The organism is Paenibacillus vietnamensis (assembly GCF_020169515.1).
Lineage (GTDB): Bacteria > Bacillota > Bacilli > Paenibacillales > Paenibacillaceae > Pristimantibacillus > Pristimantibacillus vietnamensis.
Genome location: NZ_JAHMHW010000001.1, coordinates 66,388 through 80,057 on the forward strand (window position 1 = coordinate 66,388; position 13,670 = coordinate 80,057).

Annotated in this window: 10 protein-coding genes; 9 read left to right on the forward strand and 1 reads right to left on the reverse strand. The window is 51.4% G+C overall.

All coding sequences use genetic code 11. The features are described 5' to 3' along the window. Positions 1–32: 32 nt before the first annotated feature. Positions 33–815, reverse strand: a complete 783-nt coding sequence (locus KP806_RS00295) for a helix-turn-helix domain-containing protein (protein ID WP_224721560.1) — start codon at positions 813–815, stop codon at positions 33–35. Positions 816–899: 84 nt separating this feature from the next. On the opposite strand from KP806_RS00295, the gene KP806_RS00300 reads away from it, so the two are divergent. The 9 genes from KP806_RS00300 (at position 900) to gucD (ending at position 13,668) form a co-directional block, all read left to right on the forward strand. Next, a complete protein-coding gene (locus KP806_RS00300; RefSeq protein WP_224721561.1) occupies positions 900–2,966 on the forward strand; it encodes an alpha-glucuronidase family glycosyl hydrolase in 2,067 nt (688 codons plus the stop codon). 219 nt (positions 2,967–3,185) lie between these two features. Continuing rightward, entirely contained in the window at positions 3,186–4,919 is a 1,734-nt protein-coding gene (locus KP806_RS00305) for an extracellular solute-binding protein (protein ID WP_224721562.1), read from the forward strand. Between the two features lie 72 nt (positions 4,920–4,991). Further along, positions 4,992–5,894 carry an ABC transporter permease gene (locus KP806_RS00310; protein WP_224721563.1) on the forward strand — a complete coding sequence of 301 codons (903 nt, stop codon included), beginning with the start codon at positions 4,992–4,994 and terminating at the stop codon, positions 5,892–5,894. Positions 5,895–5,905: 11 nt separating this feature from the next. Then, positions 5,906–6,832, forward strand: coding sequence for a carbohydrate ABC transporter permease (locus tag KP806_RS00315; RefSeq protein WP_224721564.1), 927 nt, complete (start codon positions 5,906–5,908; stop codon positions 6,830–6,832). A gap of 89 nt (positions 6,833–6,921) precedes the next feature. Beyond that, positions 6,922–8,664 carry a sensor histidine kinase gene (locus KP806_RS00320; RefSeq protein ID WP_224721565.1) on the forward strand — a complete coding sequence of 581 codons (1,743 nt, stop codon included), beginning with the start codon at positions 6,922–6,924 and terminating at the stop codon, positions 8,662–8,664. Between the two features lie 22 nt (positions 8,665–8,686). Further along, the gene (locus tag KP806_RS00325; RefSeq protein ID WP_318153454.1) at positions 8,687–10,312 is read left to right on the forward strand and encodes a response regulator transcription factor; all 1,626 of its coding nucleotides are present in this window, start codon (positions 8,687–8,689) and stop codon (positions 10,310–10,312) included. Positions 10,313–10,410: 98 nt separating this feature from the next. Continuing rightward, the gene (locus KP806_RS00330; RefSeq protein WP_224721567.1) at positions 10,411–11,169 is read left to right on the forward strand and encodes an IclR family transcriptional regulator; all 759 of its coding nucleotides are present in this window, start codon (positions 10,411–10,413) and stop codon (positions 11,167–11,169) included. Between the two features lie 98 nt (positions 11,170–11,267). Continuing rightward, a complete protein-coding gene (locus KP806_RS00335; protein ID WP_224721568.1) occupies positions 11,268–12,173 on the forward strand; it encodes a fumarylacetoacetate hydrolase family protein in 906 nt (301 codons plus the stop codon). Between the two features lie 13 nt (positions 12,174–12,186). After that, the gene (gucD, locus tag KP806_RS00340) at positions 12,187–13,668 is read left to right on the forward strand and encodes an alpha-ketoglutaric semialdehyde dehydrogenase GucD (protein ID WP_224721569.1); all 1,482 of its coding nucleotides are present in this window, start codon (positions 12,187–12,189) and stop codon (positions 13,666–13,668) included. Positions 13,669–13,670 lie beyond the last annotated feature (2 nt).

Here is a 13,670-nt window from a genome sequence, read left to right on the forward strand (position 1 = left end):
AGTCCCCATGCAGCAGCGGGGACTGTTTGATCTTATAGTTTCTTGGCGGCAGATGGAGGGTACCCTTTAATTTCCTTGAACACATTGCTGAAATACGAAATATCGTAAAAACCGCAGCGTTCCGCGGCTTCCGTCACGGTAAAATCGCCCGCCGACAGCATCATTTCGGCATTATTGATGCGAATGCGGTTCATGTATTCTTTGTAGGCTAAACCGGTGTTTTTTTTAAATAACTTGCCTAAGTAAACGGGGTGAAGGTTTACCTTTTCCGCCAAATCGCCAATCGTAATATTTTCCGAATAATGCTCCGCGATGTAAGCCGTCAGTTTAGTAATCCGCGGATCGGTTTGCGTCGTCGATTGCCGGTTAAAGTTGCTGAGCAGACGGTAGAGGATGAGCTCGAACAAAGCACGCGTATGAATCATATAGAAGGGCTGTTTGTTCATCCACACTTGGTTAAAATCACGAATATAGCCAAGAATCTCTTTGGTGATCACATTTTTCGTTACGACTCCAAACGGCAGACGGATATGATTATGCGGTTCAGCCCAATAGAAGTTGAACGGATACGCATGCATCGGGAACTCCTTGAACGTATGAGCCTCCCGAACGCTGCCTCCCGGGACGTAGACAAGATCGCCCGCCTCGGCAGTGAATTTTTCTCCGTTAATAAAGTAGTTGGCCTTGCCTTCGACGACAAACGTGAGATCGTGGAAACTGATTTTCGACTTTTGGATCGTCCAATCGGGATAACATCTGCGATCGACGAACAAAAAAATATTTGGCACAAGGTGTGGATGAAATTCAAGCTCCATAATGATTCGCCTCCTCTATGAAAATAATAGACTAATCTTTTTAATATTTTCAACTATATTCAAAGATAATCGGGGAGGCACACGATGAAATCGAATTCCGGGTATGAGGCATGGCTGCGTTACGCGTTGTGCGAGGATACTGAATTATTGGAGCATTACAGAGAATGTACGGATCAAATAGGGGTTCAGCCGGGTTCTGAAATCATGATTACGGCGATTAAAGAACTGGAGCATGGCATTCGAATAATGACAGGCAGCCGGCCGCGGATCGGAAAAGACAATCTCAAGGAAGCTGGCATCCTGATTGGCGTTATCGGAAATATGCCCGAGCTGGATAGCCTGTACAATGGAGAAGTTGAGGAGCCATTGCTTGAGGACGGCTATCGCATCCGTTCGGTGGGGGAAGCCGGGCGGATGCGGCTTTTGCTGACAAGCCCGTCCGAACAAGGGATTTTGTACGGCATCTTTCATTTACTGCGTTTGATGCAGGCGGGACAACGTCTCGATTCGCTGCATGTCAAGGAGAACAGCCGGAACCGGCTTCGGATGATCAATCAATGGGACAACATGGACGGCAGCATCGAACGGGGGTATGCAGGGCAATCCATCTTCTATCGGAATGGCAAATTCGTCACGGACCAAACCCGTATTCGCGATTACGCGCGGCTGCTTGCGTCTGTCGGCATTAACGCCATTGCGATTAATAATGTGAATGTGCATGAACGGGAGACGCTGTTGATTACAGAGGAACTGCTGCAGGAAGTCGCCAAAGTGGCAAATATCTTTAGAGCGTACGGCATACGGATCTATCTCAGCATCAACTTTGCGAGCCCTTGCCAGATTGGCGGCCTGGAGACGGCGGATCCGCTTGATGTAGGCGTTCGTAATTGGTGGCGGCAGCAAGCTGAGATCATTTACCGGCATGTGCCCGACTTTGGCGGTTTCCTGGTCAAGGCGGATTCGGAGTTCAGGCCGGGGCCGTTCACTTACGGCAGGGATCATGCGGACGGAGCCAATATGCTGGCCGATGCGCTCGAGCCGCATGGGGGCCTGGTCATCTGGCGCTGCTTCGTTTATAACTGTCTGCAGGATTGGCGCGATCGCAAAACCGACCGAGCTCGGGCGGCCTATGATCATTTTAAGCCGCTGGACGGCTGCTTTAAGGATAACGTTCTGCTTCAGATCAAAAACGGTCCGATGGATTTCCAGGTGCGCGAACCTGTCTCGCCGCTGTTCGGGGGCATGACCCAAACGAATCAAATGCTGGAGCTGCAGATTACGCAGGAATATACCGGTCAGCAAAAGCATCTCTGCTATCTGGTGCCGCAATGGAAGGAAGTCCTTCAATTCAATACCTGTGCATTGAGCGATGATCGGACGACGGTCGCGGATATCGCAAGCGGAAAAGCATTCGGAAGACCGGTCGGCGGTTTCGCAGCCGTGTCCAACATCGGCGACGACATCAACTGGACGGGCCATCCGCTGGCTCAAGCGAACTTGTATGGCTTCGGCCGATTGTGTTGGAATCCCGGGCTGGAGGCAGAAGAACTGGCAAGGGAGTGGACGATCCGGACATTCGGCGGCGATAAGAAGCTGGTGGATACGATTAGCGGCATGCTAATGGAATCATGGCCTATCTATGAAGCCTACAATGCGCCGCTAGGCGTAGGCTGGATGGTGAACCCGAACCATCATTACGGACCCAATGTCGACGGATATGAATATTCGAAGTGGGGGACGTATCATTTTGCCGACTGCAGCGGAATCGGCGTTGACCGGACTGTAAGGACGGGGACGGGTTATTCAGGACAGTATCATTCCCCGCAATCCGACCGGTACGAATCGCTTGAGCAGTGTCCGGACGAGCTTCTGCTGTTTTTCCACCACGTTCCTTATACCCACCGGCTCCAATCCGGTAAAACCGTTATTCAGCATATCTACGATACGCACTTCGAAGGGGCGGAGCGGGCCGAGGGGCTCGCGGCCAGTTGGCGGACGGCAGAAGGGCTACTAGATGAAGGTGTCTATAATCAGGTAATGGAAAAACTTCGGATCCAAGCCGAGCACGCCAAGGAATGGCGGGATATAATCAACACCTATTTCTTGCGAAAGTCGGGCATAGCCGATGACAAGCAACGGATGATTTATTAAGAATACAATGAATTAGGCTAGTCACAGGCGAAGGGAGCTCTTGGAGCTTCCTTTTTTATTTTGTTGCTGGATATGAAATTCGGAAAGCGCTTGCATGTTGTAAATTCGGGTTAACAAAGTAAAAAGAAGAAAATTGTTAAGAATAATACGGAGTCTATATAATGAAAGCGTACACAACATTTACGAAATGGTTACTCAAAAAAGAATGGGGGAAAGGAAATGAACGGGAAAAAACGTCAGAAGTATTATGCTAAGGGAATGACGGTGGCGTTGGCAACCGTTATGCTGCTTTCAGCATGCAGTGCCAATAACGGAGGAAACAACAACGATCCTGCAGATACAAATTCGTCAAATGCCAACAATGGTGCGGTTGTTGGAAACGACACGGTCGCGGAACCGTTAGGAAAGTATGATCCGCCGATTGAGGTGACAACCGTACGAAGCCTGAGTGATGTCGTCGAGAACAACGTGCTGGGCGTTCTGAAAGATGAAACGTTGGAAGATAACAGATGGTCCCGGGTGTATGAGGAGCAGCTCGGCATCAAGATCAAATACAACTGGGTCGTCAAAGGATCTGATAATTCAGATCAATACTTGCAGAAGATGAACGTCACGCTCGCATCCGGGGATCTGCCCGACATTATTCCGGTTAACGCTATTCAGCTGAAGCAGCTTGCGGATTCGGACCAGATCGAAGACATGACCGAGCTGTACGAAAAATACGCGTCTCCGCTTACGAAGGACATTCTCTCGCAGGAAGGGAAAAGCCCTTTCGACGCAGCAACTTTCGACGGCAAACTGATGGCTATACCGCAGGTAGATCCGTCAATTGAACGTTCCATGTTCATCTGGATACGCACGGATTGGCTGGACAAGCTCGGACTCCAGCCTCCGAAGACGATGGCGGACGTGCTGAAGATTTCGAAAGCGTTCACCGAAAACGATCCGGACGGGAACGGACAGAAGGATACCTATGGCATCGGCATGTCCAAAGGTCTCTGGGGCGGAGCCATGGGTCTGGAAGGATTTATGGCTGGATACAAGGCATACCCGAATATTTGGGTTGAAAACGAATCCGGCCAGCTTGAGTTTGGCAGTATCCAGCCCGAGGTGAAAAAGGCTCTGCAGGTGATGCAGGATATGGTGAAGCAAGGGCAGATAGACAAAGAGTTCGGCACCAAAGACGGCGGCAAGGTGGCAGAGCAGATTGCATCAGGAAAAATCGGATTGGAATATGGCGAACAATGGAATTCCATCTGGCCTCTCCAGCTGAGCAAGGATAACGATAAAAATGCTCAATGGAAGGCGTTTCCGATCGTCTCGGAGAATGGAGAAACTCCGAAGGTGCCTCAGAAGTTCAGCACCACAAAATTTATCGCGGTCAGAAAAGGAGCCGAGCATCCGGAAGCCGTAATCAAGCTTTTCAATATGCACTTGGAGAAAAACTGGGGCAGCACGGCTGAGTTCGATAAATATTATGCGCCTAAGGATGCTGAAAGCGTATGGCAATTGTCTCCGGTAACCCCGGCTCCGCCTAAGAAAAACCTTGAGGCGTTCCGTCAAATCGATGCTGCCCGCAAAGCCGGTGATATGTCGACGCTTAAGGGCGAAGCCAAGACGATTCAAGAGAAGATTGAGCTCTACAATACAGGCTCTGAAGAAGGGTTTGCGGTATGGGGCTGGGAACGTATCTATGGCCCGGAAGGCTCAATGGGTATCACCGATCAATACGATAAGAACAATCAGTTTCTCCTTGATAAATTCGTAGGTGCACCTACGCCGACGATGGTTGAACGCAAAACAACGCTGGAGAAGATGCAAAACGAGGTGTTTATCAAGATCATCTTGGGCCAGCCGATCGAGGAGTTCGATAAATTCGTCGCGGATTGGAAGAAGCTCGGCGGCGATCAAATTACACAGGAAGTAAATGAATGGTACGCATCCAATAAGTAGCGGCAGACAGGGGAGGTGCATCTTCAAGGTGGCTCTCCCCTTCATTTTGCCCATGCAACGGAGGAGAATACTATGAAGAGCGCTAGGATGTGGAGAGAGCTTCCTTTTCACTTAATGATAATACCGGGTTTATTGTTTATCGTGGTCTTTTCTTATATCCCGATGGCTGGAATCACGATTGCCTTCCAGAAATTTATTCCGGCAAAAGGGCTGTTCGGTCAGCAAAAATGGGTGGGATGGGACAATTTCAGCTATGTATTGGATCTGCCGAGCTTTGGGCAGGTGCTCTGGAACACGCTTTACATTTCGAGCTTCAAACTCGTACTGGGGCTGCTCGTACCGATGATCTTTGCGATCCTGCTGAATGAGTTGAAGAACGAGGCTCTCAAGCGGTCCATCCAAACAACGATTTATCTTCCCTATTTCCTGTCATGGGTTGTGCTTGGAGGCATTTTGATCGACCTATTGTCTCCTTCCGGAGGCATTGTCAATGCGCTTCTGAAATCTCTTTCCATCGAGCCGATTTTTTTCCTGGGGGATAACAAGTGGTTTCCGGCTACGCTGGTCGTCTCGGATATCTGGAAAACCTTCGGGTACGGCACTATCGTTTATTTGGCGGCTATTACCGGAATCGATCCGGGCCTGTATGAAGCGGCGACCATCGACGGTGCGAATCGATGGAAGAAGGCCTGGCATATCACGCTGCCCGGCATGCGAATGGTCATCGTGCTGTTGTCGGTGCTAAGTCTCGGCCAGCTGTTGAATGCAGGTTTTGATCAGGTGTTCAATCTCTACAGCCCTCAGGTGTATGAGAGCGGTGATATTCTCGATACGTTTGTGTACCGGATCGGACTTCTCGATGCGCAATACGGCGTAGCTACGGCGGTCGGCTTCTTTAAATCAATCGTATCGCTCGTCCTTATATCAGGTTCATATTTCCTTGCCTACCGTTTTGCTAAATACAGAATATTTTAGGAGGTTCCAACATGTCAGGTAACTCTTCAAAATCGGCCTCTTCTGTCACGTACCGTTCGCCCGGCACCGGCAAACGTTTCGACTGGTTCGCCGTCATTAACGCTGCTTTCCTGATTGTGATTGCTCTCCTTTGTGTACTCCCGCTGATCCATATCATTGCCTTGTCGTTCAGTTCCAGCGCCGCAGCGTCCGCAGGAAATGTGAAATTATGGCCGGTGGACTTTACGCTGGCTTCGTACGATTTTACGGCAGGAAGAGAAGGGTTCTGGCGGTCGATGCTGATCTCCCTGGAGCGGATCGCCATGGGTACTCCGCTGAATCTTTTGCTTACGATTCTGGTTGCCTATCCGTTGTCCAAAGAGACGCAGCATTTCCGGTTTCGTCTTATGTATGCCTGGATTTTCTTCGTGACAATGCTGTTCAACGGCGGTCTAATCCCGTGGTACGTGACTATAAAGCAGCTTGGACTGCTCGATTCCATCTGGGCGCTGGTGTTACCTGGTGCGGTTCCGGTGTTCAGCATCGTGCTGCTGCTTAATTTTTTCCGTGAGGTACCCAAAGAGCTGGAGGAATCCGCCATTATCGACGGAGCGGGGCAGTGGACGACCCTATGGCGTATTTATGTACCGATATCCAAGCCGGCGATCGCTACACTTGCGTTGTTCTCGATGGTGGAGCACTGGAACAGCTGGTTCGACGGTCTCATATTGATGGGTGATCCTGTTCATTATCCGCTGCAGAGCTATTTGCAAACGATCGTCATCCAGATGAATTTCGGCTCGATGTCGCGCGACGAACTGCTGAATTTGGCTCTGATTTCGGATAGAACCTTAAAAGCGTCGCAAATTTTTCTCGGATCGCTCCCAATTATCGCGGCTTATCCGTTCTTGCAGAAGTATTTCGTCAAAGGTATCGTGCTTGGAAGCGTAAAAGGTTAGCGCCAACAGACCCTGCGAATATGGAATTCTGTCATTTTGCATAATACAAAATCGGGTATACTGGAGGAAAAGAGCAGGGGGAAACCGTCTTGGCCAAACGTCCCGAATTTTCATTTCGAAATACGATCTTCATCCGACTGATTGCAACCTTCTTGCTGATTATGGTACCTGTCGTTCTGCTCGGCATTTATATTTATCACTGGAGCATTCGGACGGCGAGTGAAGACATCTCGAAGACTGCCGTCTCTCAAATCTCTTTTTATTTAAACGATCTGGAGAATGAGATTGAGCGTATGAAGCTTCTCCAGTATGGATTTCTTGAAGACGGCGATTTGAACAAGCTTGCTATTATTTGGGAAACCATGGGGGATATCGAGCGGATGGAATCGATCAATTCGGTTCTGGATCGCCTCATTACTTTACAGAACAGCAGTAACTACATTTTGGACGTAAATGTTCATATTCGGACTATCGCTAAGTCGATTTCTGCAGTCAAGGGCGTAAAAGATTTTGATGAGAAGCGGTATTACGTCATTCATGATCAGTTTAGAAATCAAACACAATTGACGGGATGGGAAGAGAATCTCCTTCTTATTGCAGCCAAGCCTAGCGGATCGAGAGAAAGAGACCCGCTCTTCATCGTCGAAATTGAACTCGACAATATGAAGCTGAAAGAGGCGCTGCAGCAATTCAATATATATCCGAATAGCGCAGCTATGCTTATCTCCGGTAAAACCGGATTAGTTCTTGTGAGCGGAGAAGGTATCGATCGGACAAACGGCATGCGGGAACTGAGCGTTAAGCTCTCCCGGATAGCTGATGGAAAATCGGTGCCGCTGGAGCTGGGAGGCCGCCGATATTTTGTTTCCCATGCCTATTCCAGTCATCTTGACATGTCCATTTACCGGTTTATCCCCGAGCGGATCGTACGAAGACCGCTGGACAAGTTTTATATATGGGCTTGGCTGTTTGCGTTTGTCTCTCTTGTCATCATCGTGGTTTATGCTTTCTCGACCTACAAGTTTATTCATAAGCCGCTGCTAAAGCTGATGAGAGGCTTCCGTCGTCTGGAAAGCGGCGATCTCGAGCTTGCCATCGCTCACAATACGAACGATGAGTTCCGTTATATTTATGCTCGTTTCAATCAGATGGTGGCGAGCTTGCGAACACTTATCGATCAAGTCTACAACCAGAAAATAATGGCGCAGCGCTCGGAGTTGAAGCAGCTTCAATCGCAGATCAATCCGCATTTTCTTTATAACAGCTTTTTTATCATTAACACGATGGCCAAGAGGGGAGACAATGAGCGGATCGAGCAGTTTTCGGTTCAGCTCGGCGAATATTTCCAATTTGTGACTCGTAATGCTTCGGATGAAGTGACGCTGAAACAAGAGATTCATCATGCAAGGATGTATACCGAAATTCAAAAGCTTCGCTTTTCCAGACGGATCGAGGTCCGCTTCGACGATTTGCCTGCAGCTTTCGAGCAGGTACTGGTACCTCGTTTAATTGTGCAGCCTATTATCGAAAATGCGTTCGAACACAGCCTGGAAAAGATGGCACGAAACGGTCTCATATCGGTTCAATTTGAACAAAGAGAAAATTGGGCATGTATCATTGTTGAAGATAACGGGAACGGTTTGAGCGACGTGGAGCTTGAGCGAATCTCCCGTTTAATAGAACATCAGGATGATAATTCCGAAACAACCGGAATGGTCAATATTCATCGCCGTCTCGTTATTACTTTCGGCGAGGGAAGCGGGCTGCATGTCACGCGAGGAGAGCTTGGAGGAATCCGGGTAGCGATCCGAGTGCCGCTGAAAGGGGATTAACGGAATGTATAGATTGCTGGTTGTGGACGACGAAGAGATTATTACCGATGGATTAACCGAAATTTTAAACGACCTGGGCATACCGGATCTGGAAATTTATAAGGCATATTCGGGCAGTGAAGCGCTTGAGTGGCTGGATAACACCCGAATCGATATTGTCCTCTCGGACATTCGTATGCCTGAAATCGGCGGGTTGGAACTGATGGATATCATTCGCCGAAACTGGCCGAGATGCCGGATCATTTTTTTGACGGGGTATAACGACTTTGAATCCATCTACAAGGCCATTCAGGTATGGGGCGTCCGTTATTTACTGAAAACGGAAGGCAATGCCAAAGTCATCGCCGAGGTGCGTGATGTTATACGCGAGTTGGAAGGCGAGCGGAAGACGGATCATCTTTTGCAGCAGGCGAGGGAGCAGCGCAATACCCTTGAGACACTGGCACAAGGCGATTATTTCCGTCATGTGTTGTTCGGAACGGGAGACGGCATGTCGTCAGCGAGAACGGAAGACTTCCGGAAGCTGAATATTTTGCTGGATCCGCAAAAGCCTATTCTAGTCGTTCTGGGCAGTTTGATTCGGACAAAGATACTGCCGTCGTTTGCCGAGCGGCAGGAAGCGGCGCTAGCTGTCAAGTTTCTTGGAGACAGCTATCTGAGAGAAAAAACGCGATGTGTTGGTCTGATCGACAGGTATGGCGACCTGCTGTGGCTGATTCAGCCGGAAGATGACTGCTCGCCCGTTGAATCGTTTGAGGCTTATGAAAGAGTTGTACGGTTTCTTGAGGGTACGCTGGAGCATATCCAAGAGGTTTGTTTCGAATCGCTTCAATTAGAGTCGGCTTTTACCGTTTGCGGGACAATTGTTGAATGGGAAACGTTACCCGATGCCTATGACCGGATCAGGCAATTGCAATATAACCGAGCGGGCGATGGTGCAAATATGATCATGACTGTTCAGATCGAAGAAAATCATTCAACAGGGCAGATGAAAGAGAGGGTGCGCAGTGAGAAGTTCGAACAACTTGCCGGCCATCTGGAAGGCGGGCGAAGAGACGCTTTCATGGAGCTCCTGCAGGAGCTGTATAAGCCCATTATCAACGAAAGGCTGGCGGAAGGCGCTCAAGCTATGGAGTTCTACTATTCATTGGCATTGGTGCTTTTGTCGTATGTTAATCGCAGGCAGCTGAACGAACAAGTTCCGACAGCAGGATTGATGCGCTTTGATGCGCATTTCTCTTGGCAGGAAGGATTTGAATACCTTTCCAGAACGGCTGAACTGCTGTTCTCGCTCAGACGAAATGTCGAGAGCAACAGAGCGGCTGAAGCCATGGAAGCAGTCTGCTCTTATATAGAGATGCATATCGATGAAGAACTCTCCCTTGTCAGATTGGCAAAGTTCGTTCATTTTAACCCTTCTTATCTCTCTCGCCTTTTTAAACAGGAGAAGGGCTTGAACGTGTCAGAGTACATCGAAGTTGTACGAATTAAGAAAGCGAAAGAGCTTCTTGCTACAGAGGAGATGAAGATCCAGGAGATTGGAAATCGGGTCGGCTACGATTCTCCGCAATCCTTCACTCGTTTTTTCAAGAAAGCAACCGGGATGTCACCTCAGGAATATCGTGATTCCGCGAGGGGGACACCTTAATTTCAAAGGCGAAAACCAGCTAGACGACCTTGCCGGTCGTTTGGTACAATATATAAGAACATGGTTTTATAATATAAAACGAAAGGAGGGCGCAAAACATGCCGATCATTCAATCACTCGACCGGGCGCTTACTATTCTGGATCTGTTTGACGAGCATAACCGAGTGTTGAAAATAACCGAGATCAGCGCCCGGGTCGGCCTGCATAAGAGTACCGTGCATTCTCTGCTTAAGACGCTTCAGCATCACCGCTACATTGAACAGGACGAGAACGGCCTGTACCGGCTCGGTATGCGGCTGCTGGAAAAGGGGCAGCTGCTGTTGCAGAGCTTTGACATCCGGGAAATCGCAAGAGGACCGATGGAAGCTCTGTCCGTGAAGACAGGACAGACCGTACACCTTGTCATTCGGGACGGAGCGGAAGGCGTCTATATCGATAAGGTTGAAGGCTCCAAAGCCGCGATCCGATATTCCCGGATCGGACGGCGCGTACCGCTGCACAGCAGCGCAGTCGGCAAGATGTTGACGGCTTACGTGCCGGAGGCCGAGCTTAAGCGGCTGCTGGAGGGATACGACTATTCCATTCATACGCAGCATACGATCTCGAACGAGCCGGCCTTTCTGAAGGAGCTGAGCTCCGTACGGAACGCAGGCATTGCCTACGACCGAGAGGAGAATGAAGCGGGCGTCCGCTGCGCCGCGGCGCCGGTGTACGACCACAGCGGCCGCATTACGGCGGCAATCAGCATCTCTACGATGACGTCAACCGTCGGCGATGAGGAATTGGAGGCTTTTGTCCATCTTTTACAGGAGACCTCAGAACAGATTTCCCGCGGACTCGGCCACCGTTCAAGATAACGCGGTTATACGCAAAGATCCTGGCCGGGTCTTCGTTTATGATGATATAAGAACATAGTTTTATAATATAAAACAATTATACTGGAGGCCATGTAATTATGCGTATCTTTCGTTACCGGGAAAACTCGCATCCCCTTTTGGGAGTGATGACAGAAGACGGAGCGGCATACCGGCTGAATTCGCCGGACTTCATGACGCTCGTCGCGGAAGCCCGCACAGCCGGATTGACAACCGCCGCCTATGTTGAGACGCTGCTCGGCAGCCTATCTCCGATCGGCTCTCCGGCAGAAACGCTGAATCTGACGACTCCGCTGGACGCACCGGAGGTATGGGCGGCCGGGGTGACCTATCAACGCAGCCGAGAGGCGCGTAATTATGAGGCGACGGAGGGGCGGCTTGACGCTGATACGTTCTACGACAAGGTGTACGAGGCTGAGCGGCCGGAGCTGTTTATGAAATCGACAGCGGCCCGTACCGTCGGCCCCGGTGATCCGGTATGCCTCCGGAGCGACTCCACATGGCAGGTGCCGGAGGCGGAGCTTGGGCTTGTCCTTGACAGCTCAGGCGTAATCGTCGGCTACACGGCCGGCAACGACATGAGCTGCCGCGACATCGAGGGAGAGAATCCTCTTTACCTGCCGCAGGCTAAAATTTGGAAGCGTTCCTGCTCGATCGGACCGTTCGTCCGGCTGGCGGAGACGGTCGCTGACCCGTACGCGCTCTCGATTGCCTGCCGCATTTACCGGGACGGAGCGCTGGTCGTTGAAGAAACGGCTCATACCGGCCTGTTAAAGCGCAAGCTGGAGGATCTGGCCGGCTTCCTGAAGCGGGATAACGAGCTGTTCGACGGGACGGTTCTGCTTACCGGTACCTGCCTCGTTCCGCCAAACCAGTTCACGCTGGCCTCCGGCGACCGGATCGAAATCGAAATCGAAGGCATCGGGACGCTGGTGAACACGGTAATCTGCACAGATGAGCTGAACACCGCTCCAATTCACGCCTAAGGGGGAAAAAATAATGGCATTCAGCGAACATACAACGAACCCGGAAATTCCGGCAATCGATAACTATATCGGCGGCGAATGGAAGCCGCCGATCTCCGGCAAGCGTAAGCCTGGCTGCAATCCGGCCCGCAGCAGTGAGATTGTTGGCCATGCGCCCGACTCCGAGCGCGCCGATCTTGACAAAGCGGTCGCATCCGCCGAGGCGGCCCGGCATGCCTGGCGCAAGCTGACCGGCGCCCAGCGCGGCGCGCTGCTGTACAAAGCGGCCGATCTGCTGGAGAGTCGTATGGACGAAATAGGCCTCGCGATGACGCGGGAGATGGGCAAGACGCTTGGCGAGGCGAAGGGGGAGACAGCCCGCGGCGCGGCGATATTGCGCTATTACGCAGGCGAGGGCATGCGTCCGGTCGGCGACGTGATTCCGGCAACGGATGCGGAAGCGTTGATGTTCACGACCCGAGCTCCGCTCGGAGTCGTCGGAGTCATTTCACCCTGGAATTTTCCTGTAGCGATTCCCGTTTGGAAAATAGCGCCCGCTCTGGTTTACGGAAACACCGTCGTCTGGAAGCCGGCGGCCGAGACGGCTGTCACCGCCTCGCTGATCATGGCTTGCTTCGATGAAGCCGGTTTACCGGCGGGCGTAGTGAATATGGTCATCGGCGACGGCGCCGTCATTGGGCAGGGGATCGCGGAGCACCCGGGCATTCACGGCGTAACATTCACGGGCTCGAACGCGGTCGGCAAGCGTGTGGGCCAGACAGCTCTGGCTCGCGGGGCGAAGTATCAGCTGGAGATGGGCGGTAAAAATCCGATTATTATCGCCGCCGACGCCGATCTGGAGCTGGCGGTTGATGCGACGATCAGCGGGGGGCTTCGCTCAACCGGCCAGAAGTGTACCGCAACGAGCCGGGTTATCGTCGTACGCGACGTTTACGAGACGTTCAGGGCAAAATTGCTCGACAAGGTCCAGACGCTCCGTGTCGGCGACGGCTTGAACGCGGAGACTTGGCTTGGCCCGTGCGCCAGCCGGAAGCAGTACGAAACCGTGCTTGGTTACATTCGCAAGGGCCGGGAGGAAGGCGCAGAGCTGCTTGTCGGCGGCAAGCGGCCGGACGATCCGTCGCTCGCAGACGGCTACTTCGTCACACCGGCCGTGTTCGACCGGGTGACCTCGAAGATGTCCATTGCTCGCGAGGAAATTTTCGGGCCGGTGCTGGCATTGATCGAGGCTCGCGACCTTAATGAGGCGATTGAACTCGCGAACGATACGGAATATGGGCTCAGCGCTTCACTTTATACGAGCAATCTGGGAAATGCTCTGAAGTTCGTTCAGGAAACGGATGCAGGGCTTGTCCGGGTGAACGCCGAGACGGCGGGCGTGGAACTGCAGGCGCCTTTCGGAGGAATGAAAGGTTCGAGCTCCCATTCGCGTGAGCAGGGACAGGCGGCTATCGAGTTTTACACATCGGTGAAAACGGTATTCATGAAGCCATAACC